The following is a 20,830-nucleotide window of genomic DNA, read 5'->3' on the forward strand; positions in this document are numbered from 1 at the left end:
GCGCGTAATCCGGAGCCGCGGCTCAGGCGGATTGGCCGAAGGGCAGCCGTTCCTCGAACCGGATCCGCCCGCGCCGTCCGGTCCACGGGTCTGCCGGCCCGCCCCGGCCGGGCAGGTCTGTGCGCGTTCTGTTCACGCAGTACTTCCGGAGCCGGGCAGCGAACGGATGCCGGACAGGGAGATCCGGGGAAGGCGGGGCGGAGGGTCAAGATCCGGCGCGTGGGAGGGCGAGAGCGAGAGCGGAATGCCGGGGGGACGCGATGCGGATGGGCGCGGGGGCATGCGGAAGGGGCGCCCAGGGATGAGGAAGGGGCGCGGGGGCGCCAAAGGGCGCCGGGGGGATGGGAGCGACGGCGGGGCGCGGTCGGGTCCGGGGGGAAGTTTCATCCGATCGAGTGATCGTCAGTGCGCCCTGCCGGCCCCCGGGGACGGATCGCTCACGGGGCTGAAGCGGACGGTCGTCACCGGCCCAAGGTCTCGGGCGCCTCTCCTGCCGACAGGTGGCGGAGCGTTCCCGCGCGTTCCGCGGTCATGGTTCGCGCGGGCGCTCCGCCGTCGGCAACGGCCTACGGCCTACGGCAGTCGCCAGTCCACCGGCTCGGCGCCCTGCCGGGCCAGGAGATCGTTGGCCCGGCTGAACGGGCGCGACCCGAAGAAGCCCCGGTCCGCGGACATCGGCGAGGGGTGCGCCGACTCGATCGCCGGGTAGTCACCGAGCAGCGGACGCAGGGTGCGGGCGGGACGGCCCCACAGGATGGACACCAGGGGCTTGTCGCGGGCGACCAGTGCGCGGATGGCCTGGTCGGTGACCTCTTCCCAGCCCTTGCCGGAGTGCGCCCCCGGTTTACGCGGGGCCGTGGTCAACGCCCTGTTGAGCAGCAGCACGCCCTGCCTGGTCCACGGGGTCAGATCCCCGTTGGAGGGCCTGGGCAGACCCAGGTCGGCGTTCAGCTCCCGGTAGATGTTCTCCAGGCTGCCCGGCAGCGACCGCACCTCCGGCGACACCGCGAAGCTCAGGCCGATCGCCATTCCCGGCGTAGGATAAGGGTCCTGACCGACGATCAGGACCCGCACATCGTCGAAGGGCTGCTCGAACGCCCTCAGGACATGCGCTCCCGCGGGAAGGTACTTCCGGCCGGCCGCCACCTCGGCGCGCAGGAAGTCCCCCATGGCCGCGATGCGTCCGGCCACCGGCTCCAGGGCCTTCACCCAGCCGGTCTCGATAAGTTCGTTCAACGGTCTTGGTGCCACAACGCGTCACTCTACTGGCCCCCACTGACAAGCCATATCAGCAGACCAGCTCCCCCACGGCGGATCCAGTGCGTCCAGCCCTACGCGGCGGCCGCCGTCGGGCGCTAGTCTTCCTCCCCGTCGACGTCACCGAACGGCCGGACCGAACGGCCGGACGGCTCAGGCGGCCGGTCATCGAGGAGGAGGGGAGACGATTGCGCCCAGCGGTCGTACCACTCCGCCGCGGTCACCCTGTCGGGCCGACCCCGTCTCCGCGTCACCGCCGTCGCGTTGCCGGTCGACCCTCCTCCCCCTGTCACCGCCGTCGCGTTGCCGGGCGGCCCCCTCATCTCGGCGACCGGGCCTCCCGGACGTCCGCGCACGCGGCCGGACCGCCTTCCTCGCGCGCACCGGAGGCGTGCCCGCTGCCGGAAGGGGCGACCGCCGTGGTCGCGGGCGGTCCGGGCACCGGCCGCGGTCCGCTGTCCGGACCCCTGTCCGGGGCGCGTCCGTCCGGCCGGCCCGGCCACCCACCGGTCCGGCACCGTGGGCCGTCGAAGGGCCGGCGACCGGCGTGACCCTTCCCGGATACCTCGCCGTGGACTCCGGAGGCTCCGGCCTCCGGGTCGCCGTCGGCGTTCCCGGGCACGCGCCGTCGGCCCGGGGGGAGTCGCGGGAGCCGGTCCGCACCGGTGCGCGGGGCATCGATCCCGACCATCTGATGGAGCAACTCCTGCCCCTGGCTCGCACGTTGACCGCGCAGGCCGGGGTCGGCGGGCTGGGTACGGCGGTCGTCGGGGCCGCCGGGTTCGCCAGCCTGGGTGACGCCCTGCGCGCCGAACTGCCCGGCCTTCTCGCCCGGGAACTGGGGGTGCGGACCGCGGCGATCGCCGCCGACGCCGTGACGGCCTACGTCGGCGCGCTGGGGCCCCGCCCGGGGGCGGTGGTCGCCGCGGGCACCGGTCTGATCGCCCTCGGCACGGACCTCACCGGCTGGCGGCGGGCGGACGGCTGGGGCCACCTGCTGGGCGACTGCGGCGGCGGGGCCTGGATCGGGCGGTCCGGACTCGAGGCCGCGCTGCGCGCGCACGACGGCCGCGACGGAGGTTCGGCCGCGCTGCTGGAGTGCGCGCAGGAGCGGTTCGGTCCCGCACCCCGGCTTCCCGGACTGCTCTACCCGCGCACCGACCGCGCCGCCGTACTCGCCTCCTTCGCACCCCAGGTGGCGGCCTCGGCCGCGCACGACCCGGTCGCGGCCGACATCCTGCGCGCGGCGGCCCGGAACATGGCCGAGTCGGCCGCGGCCGTCTGCCCGGAGTCGGGGGAGCCCGAAGTCGCGCTCACGGGGGGTCTCTTCGCCATGGGCGACCCTCTTCTCGTACCGCTGCGCGAGGAGTTGGGGCGGCTGTTGCCGCAGGCCAGGCAGGTTCCGGCGGAGGGCGATCCGCTGCACGGCTGCGTCCGGCTCGCGGCGGAACTGGCGGCGGGACGGCTCACCCTGCCGCGCGATCCGGCCATGCTCCATGTGGTCACCGTAAAAGGGGATTGAGGGCACCGTCGGCCGAAGTGTCCGTCATGTGGCGGGAACATGGGATGTCGGCCCGCAAGTCATCAGACAAAACCGGACGGATACCGCTCACCTGCACCCTCCCCGAACAGTGCAGCTCAGGAAGCCAGTAACATGCGGCGCCATGAGCTCCTCCACTGGGCCCGAGTCCGGCCTGCCAGTACGAATGCCGCGACCCCGCCAGCCCGGACGGCACCGCCGACCGGAACCGATGGTCGCTCCCGAGGACGCCCCTGCGCTCGTCCTCGCGGTGCCCGGCGTGCCCAGCGCCGCCACGCGCAGCCTCGCCGAGGAGGTCGTGAGCATCGCCCGCTCCGAGCTGCCCGGCCTGGACGCCCGCATCGGTTACCTGGACGGGGACGACGACGAGTTCCCCTCCCTCCGCTCCGTCCTGGCGCATGCCGCCGAGGAGCGCACCGCCCGCTACGAGCAGGCCGTCGCCGCCGGTGCCGAGGTCAAGAAGCCGGACGGACCGGTGGGCGTGGTCGTGCCGCTGCTGGCCGGCCCGGACAACGCCCTGCTGCGCCAGATCCGCCAGGCCGTGATGGACAGCCGGGTCGCCGCCGACCTGGCCGATGTGCTCGGCCCGCACCCGCTGCTCGCCGAGGCGCTGCACGTGCGCCTGTCCGAGGCGGGCCTGGCCCGCGCCGACCGCGCCCGCCTGTTCACCGTGGCCACCGCCGCGGACGGCATCATCCTGGCGTCCGTGGGCGGCGAGGAGGCCGTGCAGGCCGCCGGGATCACCGGCATGCTGCTCGCCGCGCGCCTGGCCGTGCCGGTGATCGCCGCGGCCCTGGACCAGGAGGGTTCGATCGCCTCCGTCGCCGAGCAGCTGCGCGGCTCGGGCTCGCAGCAGCTGGCCCTCGCGCCGTACCTGATCGGCCCGGAGATCGACGCCGCGCTCCTGACTGCGGCCGCCGAGGAGGCGGACTGCGCCGCGTCCGAGGCGCTCGGCGCCTACCCGGCGATCGGCAAGCTGGCGCTCGCGAAGTACACGACCGCTCTGGGCATCGCCCCGCCGCAGCAGCAGGGCGCCCCCGCGCTCTGACACACCAAGGCTCCCGTACGACACAGGGCCCGCTCCGGGATTCGGAGCGGGCCCTTCGCCCGTACGGGCACGTCCGGGGGTGGCACACCCCTGAGGCACACCCCTGAGGATCGCCCCTGAGGCTCTGGGGGCTCGTCCCCGGAGGTCAGAGCGTCCAGTAGGCCCCGGACGCTCAGCGGAAGACCACGCAGGAGGCCGCGGGGACCCGCACTGAGCCGTCGTAGCGGGGCAGGCCGGTCCGTTCGTCGACCGCGAACCAGGTCACGTCGCCGGAGCGTTCGTTGGCCGCGTAGAGGAAACCGGCGTGCTCGCCCAGGGCGCGCGGCCAGTGGCCGCCGCACGGCACCGTGCCGGTCAGCCGGAGTCCGTCGCCCTCCACGGCGAACACGGACAGCACGTCCTCACCGCGGGTCGCGGTCCACACATGGCGGCCGTCGGGCGCCACGACGATACCCGAGGGGTAGGCGTCGCCGGCCGGGGCGCCCGGCAGGACAGGGACCTCGCTCAGCGGCTTCAGGGACCCGCGCTCCTCGTCCCAGCGGCACACGGTGACGGTCGGGGTGAGTTCGTTGACGACGTAGGCGTGCTCGCCGTCCGGGTGGAAGGCCAGGTGGCGGGGGCCGGAGCCGGGGCGCAGGGCGATCTCGCGGTGCAGGACGGGGGCGCCGTCCGCCAGGGTGCACACCCGGACCGAGTCGGTGCCGAGGTCGACGCTGACGGCCCACCGGCCGGCGGGGTCGGCCTGCACCTGGTGGGCGTGCGGGCCGCGCTGGCGCCGGTCGTGCGGCCCTGAGCCGGTGTGCTGGAGCAGTCCGGAGGGGGAGGACGCGAGGGTCCCGTCCGGGCGCAGCGGTACGGCGGTGACGCTGCCGGAGCCGTAGTTGGCGGTCAGGACGTGTCCGTCGTACAGACCGAGGTGGGTGGGCCCGCTGGCGCCGACCGGTACCGGCGGCCCGGCGGGGGCGGGCTTGTCGCCGCGCAGGCGGTAGGCGGCCACGGCGCCCTCGGCGGTCTCGCTGACCGCGTAGAGCATCTCGCCGTCCCTGGACAGGGCGAGGTACGAGGGGTCCGGCACGGTGCCGAGACTGCCGGTGAGGACCAGTGCGCCGGTTCCGGGACGGACGTCCGCGGTGACCAGTCCGGGTCCGCCCGCCGCCGTGAACGACCCGATGAACGCCTTGTGCCGCCTGCCGGTTTCTGCCACCGCTGTCCCCTTTCGGTCCGCGCCAGTGCCGACGGTAGCAGTCGGTCACCTTCGGTCTAGACCAAATGGAGGACGCGGGTTTCCGCGCGGGGTGTCAGGCGCCGACCAGCGGCGATCCCGCCGGCACCCGCAGGGGCTCGGCCAGGTCGGCGAGGGCGCGTTCCAGGCCGTGCAGGTGGGCCAGGGCGGGCTCGGCCGGGGTCTCGGCGGGGCGGTGGACACGGCCGGAGCCCTCGGTGAGGGCCTCGACCGCGGCCTCCACCCGCCGGCACGCGGCGGTGAGCTGTGCGTCGTGCGAGGCCACGGGGTCGGCCGCGACCGCGGCCAGGCCGCGGATCTCGCGGGCGCAGTCGTCCAGGAGGGCGAGGACCCGGCGGGCGCGCCGCTTGCGGCCCAGCATCGGGTTCAGCGGGTGGACCAGCGGCGCGACGGAGAGCCGGACGCGGCCGAGCAGCCCCTCCAGCTCGGCGACGGACCGCGCCGGGTCGGCCGCGGCGGACCCTGCGAGCAGGGCGGCGGCCTCGGCCGTGCAGGCGTGCACGCAGCGCAGGGCCCGCTGGATCCAGGCGTCGGTGATGGCGTGGGTGGTGACCGGCAGCACGCACAGCACGGCGAGGGCGGCGCCGAGGGCGCCCACCCCGGTCTCGGCGACGCGCAGGGCGAGCAGGCCGGGGCTGAGGACGCCGAGCAGGCCGTAGAGCGTCTCGGCGAGCAGGGTCACGCTGAGCATCATCCAGGTGTAGGACACGGCGGCCGAGTAGAAGACCCCGAAGACGGCGACCACGAGGAGGACGACGGTGGGGACCGGCGCTCCGTGCAGCGGGACGACGACGAGCAGCCCGAGGACGATACCGATGACGGTGCCGAGGATCCGGCGGAAGCCGCGGATCAGCGTCTCGCCGCGCGAGGCGGTGTTCACGAAGACCCACCAGGTGGCGCCCACCGCCCAGTACCACCGCTGCCCGGACACCAGCTGTCCCAGCCCCAGCGCGAATCCGGCGCCGACGACCGCCTGGACGGCCTGCCGGGTGGTCACGCGGGCCAGTCCGGTGCCGGCGGGCGGCGCGGGTACGACGGCCGGGGGCAGCCGGCGCTCGTAGCACCACAGGCCGAACCGCACCGCCGCCGCGGTGAGCACCGACAGCAGGACGGCCGTGTACAGCTCCGGCAGCTGCCCGGGGGTGGCGTGCAGGAACTGGGCGGCGAAGAAGGTCATGAACCCGAACACGCCGAGGCTGTGGCCGCGCGGGCCCCAGCGTCGCGCGTACACGCCGGCCCCGACCACGGCGAGGAACGCCAGGTCCCGGGCCACCGGGTAGGCGTGCAGCTCGGCCGCCGCGGCGAGCACGGGCACGCCGACGACGGGCAGCAGCGCGGTGGTGACCGCCTGCCCGCGCACGGTGGCGTCGGCGACGGTGAACAGGGTGAGCAGGGCGGCGAGTCCGCCGGCGATCGCACCCACGAGCGACTGCCCGGCCAGCCCGCACACGACGACCGCCAGACCGATGCCGAGCACGGCCCGTACGGCGAACCGCAGCCGCGTACGCCCCGGGTCCGGCGCCACGAACATCCTCTTCAGCACTGCTGCCCGCCCCCTTGTGACCGTCCACCACGAAAAAAGGCGCCGCGGGATCCGCAGCGCCATCGACATGCCCATGAGAGCATCGCGGGGCCGACTGGCTCAACCGTGGTCCGAATCGCTGGACCATTGGACCAGCGAAGACGACCGTCGCCCGTCCCGCGGAGAGCCAACGGACCAGTTCGCGGGCTGTTCGGCGGATCCGGCATGCTGGGCCATTGGTACAGTCCGCGTCGATCGACAACGCGCGCGAGGAGACCGGAACGCCATGGCTGTGGACGAACTCGACACCCGCATCCTGCGATTGCTGCTGGAGCAGCCGCGCACCAGCGTGCGCGAGTACGCCCGCGTCCTCGGCATCGCCCGCGGCACCCTCCAGGCCCGCCTGGACCGCATGGAGCGGGACGGCGTGATCACCGGGACCAGCGCCTCGCTCTCGGCCGCCGCGCTCGGCCACCCGGTGCTGGCGTTCGTGCACATCGAGGTCACCCAGGGCCATCTGGACGACGTCGGCGACGCGCTGGCCGCCGTACCGGAGATCGTCGAGGCGTTCTCGATCACGGGCGGCGGCGATCTGCTGGCCCGCGTGGTGGGGCGGGACAACGCCCATCTCGAGGACGTCATCCAGAAGCTGATCAGCCTGCCGGGGGTGGTGCGCACCCGCACCGACGTCGCCCTGCGCGAGCGTGTGCCGTACCGGATGCTGCCGCTCGTGGAGTCGGTGGGCCGGGCGTCGCGGACCTGAGGCCGCGGGGTGGCCGCGCCTGCACCTTGCGGGTGCCTTGCGCGTACGCGGCGGCCCCGTGTGCGTACCCGGCGGGGTGCCTTGCGCGTACCCGGCATGCGGCGCGGCCCTCGTGCGGTGTGGCGGAGGCCGATGCGGGCGTCTCCCGGCATGCGGTGGGAACGGTGCGTGCATAGCGTGACCCCATGACTACAGTCGAGACGCGTCCGGCCGCTGCCGACCGACGTCGCTGGAAGGCCCTCGCGGTCTGTCTGACGGGCGGCTTCATGACGCTCCTCGACAGCTCGATCGTGAACGTGGCACTGCCCTCGGTCGAACGCGGACTGGGCGCCCACGCCGCCGACGTGTCCTGGGTGATCTCGGGATACGCGCTCACCTTCGGACTCACGCTCGTCCCGGCCGGCCGGCTCGGCGACATGCGCGGGCGGCGCACGGCCTTCCTGTTCGGGCTCGCCCTGTTCACGCTGGCGTCGGTCGCGTGCGGGCTCTCGCCCAGCGCGGGCTGGCTGGTGCTGTTCCGGCTGGTGCAGGGCGCGGCCTCGGGCGTCGTCGCCTCGCAGACGACGGGGCTGATCCAGCAGATGTTCCAGGGCGCCGAACGCGCCCGGGCGTTCGGCATGCTGGGCAGCGTCGTCGGGATCTCCACGGCGGTCGGACCGCCGGCCGGCGGTCTGCTGATCGAGGCGTTCGGCGTCGACGACGGCTGGCGCTGGGTGTTCTACGTCAACGTGCCGATCGGCGTGGCCGCCTTCTGCGCCGCGCTGCGGCTGCTGCCTCGTACGCCCGTGTCGGCGGGCAGGCGGGAGAGCGTCGACCTGCCGGGCGTCCTGCTCCTCGGCGCGGGTGTACTCGCGCTGATGCTGCCCCTGGTGCAGGAACAGCAGTGGACCGGGCGCGAGAAGTGGGCGCTGATGCCGGTGGCGGTACTGCTGCTGACGCTGTTCTGGGCGTGGGAGCGGCGGCAGGGGCGGCACGGAAAGGCCCCGCTGCTGGACCTGTCGCTCTTCTCCCTGCGCTCCTTCTCGCTCGGCGTGCTGCTGAACCTCGTGTACTTCGCGGGCTTCACCGCGGTGTTCTTCGTCTACACGCTGTTCCTGCAGAACGGCCTGGGGTACGGCGCGCTCGGTGCCGGACTCGCGTCGCTGCCCTTCGCGGTCGGATCGGCCGCCGGTGCGGCCGCCGGCGGCCGGCTGGTCGTGCGCCACGGGCGCAGACTGGTGATCCTGGGCCTCGTCGCAGTCGCGGTCGGGTTGCTCGGGGTCGTCGTGGCCGTGCAGGCGGTGCCGGGCAAGGGGGCGGCGTGGGCCGCCGTGCTGCCGCTGCTGGTCGCCGGCATCGGTTCCGGTGTGACGATCTCCCCCAACACCACGCTCACTCTCACCCGTGTGCCCGTACAACGGGCGGGTGCGGCCGGCGGGGTGATGGTCACGGCCCAGCGCATCGGCTCGGCGGCCGGTATCGCCGTCGTGGGTGCGGTGTACTTCGCCCACCTGGCCAACCGCGGCAGCCCCACCGCAGCCCTCCAGCTCGGCCTTCTCACGGCCGTGGGCGTCATCCTGATCGCCCTCGCACTGGCCGTCGCCGACCTGCGCGAGCGGCAGACACCCGCGCAGCCGACGGCCCCGACGAAGCCGGTACCGGCGGGAGCGGTGGACGGGGTGCGGGGCGCGACGCAGGAGCGGTGAGGGACGCTCGGCGCCCTGACCAGGGCGCCGAGGCCTCGACCGACCGGCTCAGGGCGTCCGTGCCCGACTCAGGACACCCACGCCCGGCTCAGGGCTCCGCGCCCGGCTCAGGGCTCCGCGCCCGGCTCAGGGCTCCGCGCCCGGCTCAGAGCGGCCGCAAACCCTCTGAAGGCGCCTGTGGCGCTCTTGAGGGCCATCGGCAGCTCACCCGCGGGTCCCCTCAGGACCGCCGGCGCGGCTTCCCGCGCTTGGCGCCCGAGGAACCGGAGGAGCCGGAGCGGCCCCGCGCGGTGCGGGACGTCTGCTTCGATCCGCCCGCCCTCGCACCCGACGACTTCGCGCCCCCGGACTTCGCGCCCGACGGCTTCTGGCGGGCGCCGGCCTGCTTACGCCCCTCCTCGGCCTCGGGGGCAGGCTGCGTGCGGCCCCGGGTGCTGTTCACCGTGCGGCCGCGGACGATGCCGATGAAGTCCTCGACGAGGTCGGTGGTCGCCTCCTCCGGCCAGGACAGGGCGATGCTCGACTGGGGGGCGTCGACGACCGGGCGGTAGGTGAGGTCCTTGCGGTGGTGCAGTCGGGCCAGCGACTGCGGCACGAGCAGGACGCCGACGCCCGCCGCGACCAGGTCCATGGCGTCGACGGTCGTCGCGGGACGCTCGAAGGCCGGCTCGCCGGGCGGGCTGTCCCAGTCGAAGACGTCGTCCAGCGGGTGGAAGACCACCTCGTCGGCGAGGTCGTCCAGGGTCACCTCTTCCGCCGCCGTGATCACGTGGTCCTTGGGGACGACGACCACCGTGGTCTCGGTGTAGAGGGGGATCGCGCTGAAGAACGTACGGTCCACGGGCAGCCGTACGAACCCGGCGTCCGCGTCGCCCGCGCGGAGCAGCTCCGACGCCTCGGCCGGCGGGACCTGAACGAGGGCGAGCGGGATGTCCGGCCGGCGCTCGTTCCAGATCCGCGCCCATTTGGCGGGGGTCACTCCGGGTACGTACGCGAGCCGGAACGACGGTGTTTCCTCCGAGCCTGTCACCAGGCCAGGTTACCGGCCGTGGTCGGATCCCTCGCACGCGGCCGATACCCTTGACCTCATGAGTTCGCAGCAGAGCAGCCAGACGATGAAGCCCGCCACCGCGGCGAAGAAGCTGGGTGTGCACCTCCCCGCCACCCCCGCAGCCTTCCAGGAGGGTGTCGTCTCGCGCGCCGAACTGAGCGAGCTGCAGAGCAATCCGCCGGAGTGGCTGCGCGAGCTTCGGGAGAACGGCCCCCACCCGCGTCCGGTCGTCGCCGCCAAGCTCGGTGTGTCCATCGCGGGCCTGGCGCGCGGCGGTGTCAGCGAGGCGCTGACCACCGCGCAGATCGAGGCGCTCAAGGAGGAGCGGCCGGAGTGGCTGGAGAAGGAGCGTGCCACCCAGGCCGAGGTCCGCAAGGAGAGCGTGCGGGTCAAGAACATGAAGAAGGAGCAGCAGGAGAAGGGCTCCCAGCAGGACTGACACCCTTTCTCCGGGTTCGGGCGCCCTTCCCCTCCGCGGGGTCGGGCGCCTTTTCCTTCCCCGGGTCAGCGGCCCGGACACGGTGCCCCACCCCGCTGTGTACGGCATCGCCGAACGGTGATTGGCTGTCCTCGTTTCCGTCGGACAGTTCATCCATGGGAAGGCCCAGCCGTGAGCAACTCCTCCACGCTCGAGTACAAAGTCGTCACGTTCCGCGAATCGCTGATCGGTGACGCACTGGACAGCGACAAGCTGGAAAAGGTCCTGAACAAGCACGCCGAGGACGGCTGGGCCCTCAAGGCGATCACGTCCGCCGACGTCAAGGGCCGCATAGGTCCCGGCGCGGTCGAGGGCCTGCTCCTCACGTTCGAGCGTCCGCGCGGCTGAGGGCCGCGGGGCTCGCGCACCTCTTCGGAGGCGACGGGCCCCACCGCGGTTTCACCGCGCGCACCGGACCGCGCGAAGCGGGGGTGGACGCCTGGAGGCGGCCCTGTGCCGGCCAGGCACAGTAGTCGGTGGAGATCGTCTCAGCCGAGCAGGAAGGGCCACACGTCGGCGAAGGCCGGCGACGTGGCCGGTTCGAAGCGTCGGATCTCGCCCCGGAAGGAGCGGATCTCCAACCAGCTCACGGGCGTCGCGCCCGGCAGCAGGTCCATGAGCTTCTCGAGGTCGTCGGGCCGGAAGACCTTGAACGTCCGCGTGCGCCGGTAGAACGACGGCTCGACGTCGAACCGCAGGTCCACCACGGGCTGCGGCGGTCGGCCCCAGTCGCTGTAGGACAGCGCGCCATGGCCGTGGATACGGGCGTCGACCAGCACCTCGGGATCGTCGTCGCCGATCTCGCAGTCGTGGACGGGGAAGGCCGTGGCGACGCGCCCGGCGATGGCCGGGTGTGCGGCGTCCGCCCGCCCCAGAGCCGGCGAGCAGAACAGCGCGTGGCTGAAGGGCCCCACCGGGCCCGGGAGGCGCACCTTGTGGTGGGAGCGGCCGTCGAAGGCCAGGTCGCGCCTGGAGCAGAGGAATTCCAGGAAGCCGCGGATGGCACCGGTCTCGTGGCTGCCGGCCCGGACGGTGAAGCGAACCGCGCCGCGGCCCCGGTCGCGCAGCACGTAGTACTCGTGGAATCCGCGGGGATGGCCGGGTGCGTGTACGCGGCTGTGGACCTGGTCGAAGCCGTCGACCGGCAGGAACCGAGGCGGCGCGGCGTGCGGGCCGGCGCTCGCCCTGACGACGTCGAGGACCGGCGTCCCGGCGTCGGCCTCCGCCTCGTCCCGGAGCGGCGAGGTCTCGGTGAAGCCCTTGCGGAGGCGGTCGGCGATCTTGCGTGCCGCGTGGCGCCGCGCCTGCTCCTCGTCGTCGAGCACCGACGTGCTCGCCTTGCGGCTCGTCCGGTCGGAGCCCCACCTGAGGAAGCAGCGGATCCCGTCCTGGCGGATCTCCCAGTAGGCGAGCGCGTCTCCTTGCCGCTCGAACCGACGCCACCCGTTCATCCGACCCCCGCACCGGTTCCGTCGGCCCTGCTCGTACCAGGACCGCATGCCGGTGACCGTATCGCCCGCTCCCCCGAAGGCAGTCTCGGGGGGGCATCCCGCGCCTTCGCCGCCGCCGGCCAGGACGCCTTGACCGACGCCCGGCCCGACCATGGGCACACGGGCCTCCAGGCCGGGCATACGACACCTCGAGGTGGTGGACATCCACGTCGAGGTGTCGTGTGGCCGTGCCCGGCGAGGGAGCGTCGGCCCGTCAAGGCCTATGCGCCGCGGCGGACCCGGGCGGCCTTGCGGGCCTCGGCGGTCTGGCGGGCCTCGGTGGCCCGACGGGATTCGCCGCCGCGACCGGGCCGCCCCGGCCGGGTGCCCATGCCGCGGAAGGGCGCGCCGCCACGCTTCGGACGCTCCTCGACCGGCGCGGCACCGGAGACGGGCACACCGGAGGGGGCCTGTGCGCCGGTGATGCGGCTCAGTTCGGCCTCGCCGGAGCGGACCTGCGTGACCTGCGGCCGGATGCCCGCGGTCGTCAGGAGACGGGCCATGTCCCGGCGCTGGTTGGGCAGCACCAGGGTGACGACGCTGCCGGACTCGCCGGCGCGGGCGGTACGTCCGCCGCGGTGCAGGTAGTCCTTGTGGTCACTGGGCGGGTCGACGTTGACGACGAGGTCGAGGTCGTCGACGTGAATGCCACGGGCCGCGACGTTGGTGGCCACCAGCGCCGTGACGTGGCCGTCCTTGAACTGGGCCAGGGTGCGGGTGCGCTGGGGCTGCGACTTGCCGCCGTGCAGCGCCGCGGCCTTCACACCGCTGCTGAGCAGGTGCTTGGTGAACTGGTCGACAGCGTGCTTGGTGTCCAGGAACATGATCACGCGCCCGTCGCGTGCGGCGATCTCCGTGGCGGTGGCGTACTTGTCGGTGCCGTGCACCTGGAGCACGTGGTGCTCCATCGTGGTGACCGCGGCCGCCGCCGGGTCCGTGGAGTGGACCACCGGGTCATGCAGGTAGCGCCGGACGAGCAGGTCGATGTTGCGGTCCAGGGTGGCCGAGAACAGCAGGCGCTGGCCGTCGGGCCGTACCTGGTCCAGCAGCTCGGTGACCTGGGGCATGAAGCCCATGTCGGCCATCTGGTCGGCCTCGTCGAGAACGGTGATCTTCACCCGGTCCAGGCGGCAGTCCTTGCGCGCGATGAGATCCGAGAGGCGGCCGGGGGTCGCGACGACCACCTCGGCTCCGGCACGCAGCGCGCCGGCCTGCCTGCCGATCGACATGCCGCCGACCACGGTGGCGAGGCGCAGCTTCAGCAACCGGGCGTACGGGGTGAGCGCCTCGGTGACCTGCTGGGCCAGCTCGCGGGTGGGGACGAGGACCAGGGCCAGCGGCTTCCGCGACTCGGCGCGCTGCCCGGCCGTACGCACGAGGAGCGCGAGGCCGAAGGCGAGCGTCTTGCCGGATCCGGTGCGTCCACGGCCGAGGACGTCGCGGCCCGCGAGGGAGTTCGGCAGCGTGGCGGCCTGGATCGGGAAGGGCTCGGTGACGCCGAGGTCGGCGAGCAGCTTCAGCAGTTCCGCGGGCATGCCCAGTTCGCCGAAGGTGGCGGCCGCCGGGAGGGCGGGGGTGACGGTGTCCGGCAGCGCGAACTCCCCCTGCGGCGGGGAGGGGCGACGCCCATTGCCGCCCGAACCGCCCCCGGCGGGTCGCTGCCCATAGGGCCGGAAACGGTCATTCGTGCGAGCTGAACGGTTCATGAAGAACCTTCCTCGAGAGGGCACGCATCGAGGAATTCCCGGCAGAAACAGGGCCGGATGAATTGCAAGCACGAGCCGAAAGTAATACGGAAAAAAATAAAACCGGGATATGCAAACAGCGAGCTGGAGCCCTGCCCTGCGGCAGGAGCCCCAGCTCGCTCTTACGCTTCAGCGTCAGGCAGGAGTGATGTTCTCCGCCTGCGGACCCTTCGGGCCCTGCGTGACGTCGAAGCTGACCTTCTGACCTTCCTGAAGCTCGCGGAAGCCCTGGGAGGCGATGTTCGAGTAGTGGGCGAAGACGTCAGGGCCGCCGCCGTCCTGCTCGATGAAACCGAAACCCTTTTCCGCGTTGAACCACTTGACGGTGCCAGTAGCCATGTTCACATCTCCTTCGGGGCAGTGCCCAGGAGCTCACACCGTGTGAATCTCCGCGTTGCGACAATGAACCCCGTCCGGATAAGCACCGGTGAAACAAAAATGCCCGACAACTTACAGTCGTCGAGGCACTTGAAGTTTCGGGAACCACAACTGCAACTGTGGTCGAGCCTAGCACGGTACATGCATCCGGACGACTTTTCGCCCACCCCCCGCACCACGGCGGGAGCACCGGCCGGGCGGCGCAATCCCGCACGCACTCGAATACTCGCGAACGGCCAATTCCGGGATTGTGCACGACAAGGTCAAGCGGTGGACCTCTCCCCTGCCGGGACCGCCCGGAAGCCGCTCCGCCCGGCGCCCGCGGGAGGGGCGAGGCCGGCGTAGACCTGGTCGAGGACGGTGGGCAGCAGGGCGTTGGCCGTGGTGAGGCCGTCGGGTGTCAGGGTCAGGTTGGCCCAGATCACCAGCGTGACGTCGTTGTCCGGGTCGTGTCCGATGAAGGAGTTGAAGCCGGGCAGCTCACCGCCGTGGTAGTACATCGAGGCGTTCGGACCGAAGCGCTGGAAGGCGATGCCGTACCCGTACCTCTTCCCGTCGGGTGCGGCCGGATCCTCGGCCTGCGGGCTGTTCAGCCACTTCTGCTGGAACGCGGTGTTCAGGACCTTGCCGGTCACCAGGGCCCTGATCCATGCCGCCAGGTCGTCCGCGGTGGAGACGGCGGCGCCGGCGGCCGCGCTGTACGACGGGTTCTGGTGGGTGTAGTCCACGGGCTGGAGCGCCCCCGACCGTGCCGCCGACCGCACGTCGGCGGGGTAGGGCCGGTCGACGAGCGCATAGGCCGATCCGCCGTACATGTAGCCGTGCGAGAAGGGGGCGGGGAGGGACCTGTCGTCGGGGGCGGGCAGCGACGTCCCCCGCAGTCCGAGCGGGGCGAACAGCCGGTCGCGGAACTGCCGGGCCAAGGGCCGCCCCCCTGCCTTCTCGGCGACGAGGCCGAGCAGCACGTAGTTGGTGTTGCTGTATTCGTAGGACGCGCCGGGCGCGAAGTCCGGCGGGTGCCGGAACGCGAGGGCCAGCATCTCTCGCGGGGTCCGGACGCCCCCCGGGTCGGCGTCGAGGGACGCCGCGAGTTCCGGCGCGTCGGTGAAGTTGTAGAGCCCGCTGCGCATCTTCAGCAGCTCGGCGATGGTGATGTGTTCGCCGTCGGGCACTCCGGGCACGTACGCGGACACCGGGTCGCTCAGGCTGAGCCTGCCGTCCTGTGCGAGGAGCAGGACGAGCGCCGAGGTCATGGTCTTGGTGTTGGAGGCGATCCGGAAGTGGTCGGCCGTGGTGGGCGGTTCGGCCGTCCCCCGCTCCGTCGTGCCGACGGTCGCCCGGAAGGTTCCCTGCGGGGTACGGAGCAGGACCACCGCACCGGGAACCATGAGCTTCTTCGCCGCACGGTCCACGGCGGACCGGAAAACGGCGGGGTCGATGGGCTTCAGCGCCGGCGGAGTGGAGTCGTAGGCCCTCGCGGTCGTGGCGGGAGTGACCGATGTCGCCGCCTCGGAAGTGGGCGGCGCGGAGGGCAGGACCAGGCCCACGAGCAGCAGGGCCACCCAGGGCGCCGGCCCGGCCGCGTGGCGGCCAGCGCGCGACAGCCCGGAACCGGCTCCGGCTCCCCTTCGGCGGACACAGTCGCGTCGGACACGGCCGGAGGCGTCGGCGTCGGCGTCGGTCGGGGAATCCCTCATGCCGCCCTCACCGCCCTCACGCAGGCACTATCAGGGTGCGAAACGTTAAAAGACGGACATTTTATCACTCACTCGCTCCGCAACGCCTCGGCCCCGCCCTTGGACAGGCCGACGCGCACGAGTGCGGCCGCCAGCCGGGCCAGGTCGTCTCCCGGCACCAGCGTGGCGAGGCCCTTCGGGGTGTGCGGCAGACCGAGTTCGGCGGCGGTCGCGCAGGCTCGTTCCCCGAAGAACGGACGCACCTCGGGCCACACCGCCTGGACTTCCCGGCAGAAGATGTCCGCCCCCACCGGACCGATCCGGGGCATCTCCCGCACCAGTTCGCGCAGCCGCTCCACATCGCCCGCAGCCTGCTCTCGGAGCTTTCGGAGGTCGCCGTCGTATCGGTCGATCACCAGCTCCGCACCCCTGCCCAGCGCGGTCGCGGTGCTCTCGTCGTACCGGACGTAGTGCGCCCGTCCGAGGAGGACCACCCGCTCCCGCCGACTCGACTCCGCCATCGCCCGGGGCGTGCGTATCCCGGCCTCGAACAGTTCCCTCGCCGCGGCCGTCGCCACCTCCGCCTTGATCCGGGTCGAGCACAGGACGGTCAGCACCAGGAGCTGATAGAGGGGAGCGGGCTCGTCCCGGAGCGTGATGCCCGCTTCGTCGGCGTAGGTCCGCCCGAACTCGCGCAGCAGTCGGGCGGTCACCTGCTCGGTTCCCATGGGAGCGCTCCTTCCGCCCCCCTCTCGAAACCGGCTCGCTTCACGTCCCATGGTCGGCCCACCTCACGCACACCCGCGCCCGGAGCGGGACGCCGGCGCAGAGGCGCCTCGGCAGCGGTCACGCCCGCACGAACCCGACGCGCACCCGACGCGCGCCCGGCTCGCAGCAGGCGTGGCCGATACAGGCGGTGCGGGCGGTGCGGGCGGCACTGCCGCGGGTCGGGCGGTGCGGCCGGTCGGGTGGTGCGGGCGGTCGGGTAGTGCCGCCGGTCGGGCCGCCGGATGGTGCAACTCAGCGGTAGGTGAGCAGGGCGCGCCGGTCAGTGATGAAGTGGGCGTGGTCGTTGAAGGTGAGGAGGCTGGTGCCGGAACCGCCGACGACGAGCGTGGTGACGGCCGCGTTGACGGTGACCCGGTTGAGGGCGACGACTCCGGCGGCCGGCAGGGACAGCAGGGCGCCGCAGAGCGCGGCGAGGACACCGCCCGAGGTGACGACGACCGCGTCGCGCCCCTTGCCGAGGGTGGCGGACAGCTCGGTCAGCGCGGCCGTGGTGCCGTTCTCGAAGGCGGTCCAGCCGGCGGGGCCGGTCTCCTCCGCGTCCTGGATCCACGCCTCCAGCGCCCGGTCGAGCAGCCCTTGTACGGCGCGGGAGTCCGCCTGGCCCTCGGGCTCCGGTCCGGTGTAGCGGGACAGCAGGGCAACGTGGTCGTACTCGTTCCAGCGCGGGTCCTCGCGGAGGGGGTCCTTGAATCCCGCCGCCTCCGCGAGCAGACGGGCCGTGTCCCGCTGGCGGTTGAGGGTGCCGGTGACGAGGTGCGGATCGCGCAGGCCGCGGCGGGCGAGTTCGTGACCGACGGCCTCGGCCTGTTCGCGGCCGAGGTCGGACAGTACGTCGTAGTCCTGCGCCCCGAAGGACGCCTGGCCGTGGCGGACCAGGGAGATGAGCGGCATGCGGGTGTCCCCCTCTGTCGGCTGCCGGTACGGCGGCTCGTCGAACGGCATGGACGATCAAGATAGTTGACCGTGATCCGGAGGTGACGGGGAGCCCGGGCACGGAGTCCGCACGGGGCGAACGGCGTTCCGCGGGCGGTGACCGCCCGTCGAGCCGACCGACAGTCCGTGAGCCTGCTCGCCTCGACAGTCCCCGCGCTGTGCGGCGCGCCGCCGAAGCCCTGGCCGCGGGGGACGCCGTCGCCCACGGCTTCGGCAACTGCCACGCACGGGCCGCCGGCGCGGGCAGAACGGGCCGTGATCCCGGTGCCTCTCGCCCTCTCGCCCTCACGCCGTACGGCTCGCACCGCCGCCCCTTCAGTCGCGGCGCGAGTCTTGCAGCACAGGGTCCACGTGCCTCACTCTTGGCGAGGCTTGCCGCCGGTCGGTCCGGCCTCGCCGCAGGACCGACCCACCCTCGTTCCGGATTGTCCAGGGGGAGCCCAGTGCCGTATCGGCCTGTCCCAAGGTCGGCAGCGTCCAGGTCGCCCGGCGGCGCACCCGGGAGGCCCGACGACCGGCGCCGCCGCGTCATCGCTCCCGCCGCTGCCTGAACTCGGCCCGAAAACGGCCTGATTGGCGCGGCCCGCCGGCCGACGTCTCCCGGCCTCCCCGTCCCGCAGCACCCTCACCGCGTCCGGCAGCACCCCCGTCGCAACCCCTCCCCATCAGGTCCTCCCCAGCCCGAAGCCGCGACCCCCACCTGCGGACCACTTCGCACTGCCTCGCACTGCCTCGCACCGCCCCGCATCGCACCGCCCCCGACCGCACGACTGCTCACCCCACCGATTGAACAGGACACGACATGGAAATCTCCCGGCGAAGACTCCTCATGGCGGCAGCGACCAGCGTGGTGGCGGCCGCCGTCGACGTCGGCGGGCTGCGGGCCACCGCCGGCGCCGCAACCCGGGCAGGCACGATCCGGGCAGGCGCGGTCCAGGCGGCCGCAGCCACCGGCGCCGCCTTCGGCCTCACCACGGTGGACGTGACCGTGCAGCGCGGGCCGGACCTGGGCGAGGGCTACCACGGCATCGTCGCGGGTCCCGGCGAGCCGCACATCGTCCGCCGGGACCTCGCCGACGTCGCCGGTCCCCAGATCACGCGGTCGCTGGCCGCGTTCGCCCAGATGTCGGACCTGCACATCGTCGACGACCAGTCAGCGCTGCGCGTGGAGTGCCTCGACCGGCTCGCGGACTTCGGCGCCCCGCACTACAACTCCTACCCGACCGCCTCCGCCTACCGGGCCCACGAGTTCCTCTCGACGCACTCCACCGACGCCATGTGCCGGGCCCTGAGGGCGGTCGGCCGGGGCCCGCGCACCGGCGCCCCGCTGGCCTTCACCGTGGTCACCGGTGACGCGGTCGACAACTGCCAGTACAACGAGACCCGTTGGTACATCAACCTGCTCGACGGCGGCACCGTCCGCCCCGACTCCGGCGACCTCGCCAAGGACGAGAGCGTGTCGAGCGGCGTCTTCGGGCCGGACACCGGCTACTGGCACCCCGAGGCGCACCAGAACCCGCCGGACAGCAACGACCTCCACGGCTTCCCCGTGATCCCCGGACTGCTGGCAGCCGCCCGCGGACCGTACACCGCCACCGGCCTCGGCATGCCGTGGTACGCCGCCTACGGCAACCACGACGCGATGGTGCAGGGCAACGTCCCGCCCGACGCGCTGCCCTTCGACCCGCTGAGGAGCATCGCCACCGGCTCGACCAAGCTGACGCAGGTCACCGGGGTCCCGGCCGTCTTCGACCACACGGACCCCTCGTACTACGTCGAGTTCCTCGAGGACATCATCACGGGAGACTTCACCCTGAAGACCGCCACGGTGACCAAGGACCCCGGGCGCCGGCTGCTGTCGCGGCAGGAGTTCATCTCCGAGCACTTCAGCACCACCGGGCTGCCGGGCGGCCACGGTTTCACCTCGGGCGGTGACAAGGCGTACTACGCGATACCGTCCGCAGCGAACGACCTCGTCAAGTTCCTCGTCCTGGACACCACCAACGAGGGCGGCGGTGCCGACGGCGCGCTCGACCAGGCCCAGTGGACCTGGCTCCAGAACCAGTTGAAGGCCAACAGCTCCCGCTACGAGCTCGACGACTCCGACGGCACCCGGCCCCGGACGGTCGTGACCCAGGCCGGAGTCACGGACAAACTGTTCGTCGTCTTCTGCCATCACACCATCGACTCGATGGACAACACGGACGACGACCACCCGTACGGCGGCGACGACCTGCGCGACCTTCTGACGCGCTTCCCGAACGTGATCCTCATGGTCGACGGCCACACGCACGCCAACGACATCACGCCCCACCCCGCCGCGTTCCCCTCCACCCTCGGAAAGGGCTTCTGGGAGGTGAACACGGCCTCGCACATCGACTGGCCCATCCAGAGCCGCGTCCTGGAGATCGCCGAGGGCGGCGGCCTGCTGTCCGTGTTCACCACCATGGTCGACGTCGACGCGCCGGTGTCGGCGGGCGGGGACACCGGCTCTCCGGCGGCGCTGGCCTCCCTGGCGCGGGAGCTCGCCGCCAACGACCCGCAGGAAGTGGGCAGGGGCATCGACATCCGCCGCGGCAGCCCGGAACTGCGCAACACGCAGTTGCTCATCCCGGCGCCCTTCACCATCTCGTCCGGCGCCGGCACGCCGCTTCCCGGTGTCGGCTGGCCCGTGGTCCAGCAGGGGCAGAGCGGTGAGCGGGTCAGGACGCTGCAGTACCTGCTGAACGCGCGCGGTGCGGCCCTGACGGTGGACGGCGTCTTCGGCACCGCCACGGCCTCCGCCCTGCGCGCCTTCCAGTCCCGGATCGCGCTGGCGGCCGGCGGCGTCGCCGCCGCGCCGACCTGGCAGGCGCTCGCCCTGACGGTGCAGCAGGGCAGCACCGGTCCGGCGGTGTCGGCGGCACAGAGCCAGCTGAAGGCACGCGGAGCGAGCCTGACCGTGGACGGCGTCTTCGGCTCCCTCACAGCCTCCGCCCTGCGCGCCTTCCAGACCAGCCACGGGCTCACGGGCAACGGCATCGTGGGCCCGCCCACCTGGCAGGCGCTCCTGGCCCCGTGACGTCGGCGGGTGCAGCGCAGCACCGCGACCTCGCGACCTCGCGGCCCCGCTGCACCCACTTGCTCCCTGCCCTCCCCCTGCCCCTGCCCGGGCAGCCACGTCCGGCGTGTGCGTCGGCGCGACGGCCGCGTCGAAGACGTCCGTACGGAGCCCGGACAGCAGCTCCCACCG

General features: G+C 72.9%; 17 protein-coding genes. 7 read left to right on the forward strand and 10 right to left on the reverse strand.

Annotated features, from left to right (window positions below; all coding sequences use genetic code 11):
- Positions 1–573: 573 nt before the first annotated feature.
- Positions 574–1,251: a uracil-DNA glycosylase gene (locus tag OIB37_RS04670; RefSeq protein ID WP_330456232.1), complete on the reverse strand. Its 678-nt coding sequence runs from the start codon at positions 1,249–1,251 to the stop codon at positions 574–576.
- 553 nt (positions 1,252–1,804) lie between these two features.
- On the opposite strand from OIB37_RS04670, the gene OIB37_RS04675 reads away from it, so the two are divergent.
- Both OIB37_RS04675 and OIB37_RS04680 read left to right on the forward strand, forming a co-directional pair.
- A complete protein-coding gene (locus tag OIB37_RS04675) occupies positions 1,805–2,779 on the forward strand; it encodes an N-acetylglucosamine kinase (protein WP_330456233.1) in 975 nt (324 codons plus the stop codon).
- 142 nt (positions 2,780–2,921) lie between these two features.
- On the forward strand, positions 2,922–3,845 hold the full coding sequence (locus OIB37_RS04680) for a sirohydrochlorin chelatase (RefSeq protein WP_330456234.1): 924 nt from the start codon (positions 2,922–2,924) through the stop codon (positions 3,843–3,845).
- Positions 3,846–4,017: 172 nt separating this feature from the next.
- On the opposite strand, the gene OIB37_RS04685 is transcribed toward OIB37_RS04680, so the two are convergent.
- Positions 4,018–5,049: a lactonase family protein gene (locus OIB37_RS04685; protein ID WP_330456235.1), complete on the reverse strand. Its 1,032-nt coding sequence runs from the start codon at positions 5,047–5,049 to the stop codon at positions 4,018–4,020.
- 94 nt (positions 5,050–5,143) lie between these two features.
- A complete protein-coding gene (locus tag OIB37_RS04690; RefSeq protein WP_330456236.1) occupies positions 5,144–6,631 on the reverse strand; it encodes an FUSC family protein in 1,488 nt (495 codons plus the stop codon).
- 265 nt (positions 6,632–6,896) lie between these two features.
- On the opposite strand from OIB37_RS04690, the gene OIB37_RS04695 reads away from it, so the two are divergent.
- Positions 6,897–7,373 (forward strand): Lrp/AsnC family transcriptional regulator, encoded by a 477-nt coding sequence (locus tag OIB37_RS04695; RefSeq protein ID WP_330456237.1) that lies wholly within the window; start codon positions 6,897–6,899, stop codon positions 7,371–7,373.
- A gap of 185 nt (positions 7,374–7,558) precedes the next feature.
- Entirely contained in the window at positions 7,559–9,058 is a 1,500-nt protein-coding gene (locus OIB37_RS04700; protein ID WP_330456238.1) for an MFS transporter, read from the forward strand.
- Positions 9,059–9,278: 220 nt separating this feature from the next.
- Here OIB37_RS04700 and OIB37_RS04705 read toward each other — a convergent pair whose 3' ends face one another.
- Positions 9,279–10,088: a LysR family substrate-binding domain-containing protein gene (locus OIB37_RS04705; RefSeq protein WP_330456239.1), complete on the reverse strand. Its 810-nt coding sequence runs from the start codon at positions 10,086–10,088 to the stop codon at positions 9,279–9,281.
- A gap of 58 nt (positions 10,089–10,146) precedes the next feature.
- Between OIB37_RS04705 and OIB37_RS04710 the strand changes: the two genes are divergently transcribed.
- Positions 10,147–10,548, forward strand: coding sequence for a DUF5997 family protein (locus OIB37_RS04710; protein ID WP_330456240.1), 402 nt, complete (start codon positions 10,147–10,149; stop codon positions 10,546–10,548).
- 171 nt (positions 10,549–10,719) lie between these two features.
- Positions 10,720–10,935, forward strand: a complete 216-nt coding sequence (locus OIB37_RS04715; RefSeq protein ID WP_330456241.1) for a DUF4177 domain-containing protein — start codon at positions 10,720–10,722, stop codon at positions 10,933–10,935.
- Between the two features lie 140 nt (positions 10,936–11,075).
- On the opposite strand, the gene OIB37_RS04720 is transcribed toward OIB37_RS04715, so the two are convergent.
- From OIB37_RS04720 to OIB37_RS04745, 6 genes are all read right to left on the reverse strand, one after another.
- On the reverse strand, positions 11,076–12,038 hold the full coding sequence (locus OIB37_RS04720; RefSeq protein WP_330456242.1) for a WGR domain-containing protein: 963 nt from the start codon (positions 12,036–12,038) through the stop codon (positions 11,076–11,078).
- Positions 12,039–12,298: 260 nt separating this feature from the next.
- Entirely contained in the window at positions 12,299–13,783 is a 1,485-nt protein-coding gene (locus OIB37_RS04725) for a DEAD/DEAH box helicase (protein WP_330456243.1), read from the reverse strand.
- Positions 13,784–13,957: 174 nt separating this feature from the next.
- Positions 13,958–14,161 (reverse strand): cold-shock protein, encoded by a 204-nt coding sequence (locus OIB37_RS04730; protein WP_330456244.1) that lies wholly within the window; start codon positions 14,159–14,161, stop codon positions 13,958–13,960.
- Positions 14,162–14,463: 302 nt separating this feature from the next.
- Entirely contained in the window at positions 14,464–15,897 is a 1,434-nt protein-coding gene (locus tag OIB37_RS04735; RefSeq protein WP_330456245.1) for a serine hydrolase domain-containing protein, read from the reverse strand.
- Between the two features lie 68 nt (positions 15,898–15,965).
- The gene (locus OIB37_RS04740; RefSeq protein ID WP_330456246.1) at positions 15,966–16,604 is read right to left on the reverse strand and encodes an endonuclease; all 639 of its coding nucleotides are present in this window, start codon (positions 16,602–16,604) and stop codon (positions 15,966–15,968) included.
- A gap of 292 nt (positions 16,605–16,896) precedes the next feature.
- A complete protein-coding gene (locus OIB37_RS04745; RefSeq protein ID WP_330456247.1) occupies positions 16,897–17,607 on the reverse strand; it encodes a histidine phosphatase family protein in 711 nt (236 codons plus the stop codon).
- Between the two features lie 820 nt (positions 17,608–18,427).
- Between OIB37_RS04745 and OIB37_RS04750 the strand changes: the two genes are divergently transcribed.
- Entirely contained in the window at positions 18,428–20,659 is a 2,232-nt protein-coding gene (locus OIB37_RS04750; RefSeq protein WP_330456248.1) for a TIGR03767 family metallophosphoesterase, read from the forward strand.
- Positions 20,660–20,830 lie beyond the last annotated feature (171 nt).

The sequence above is a fragment of the Streptomyces sp. NBC_00820 genome (genome assembly GCF_036347055.1).
Classification (GTDB): Bacteria; Actinomycetota; Actinomycetes; order Streptomycetales; family Streptomycetaceae; genus Streptomyces.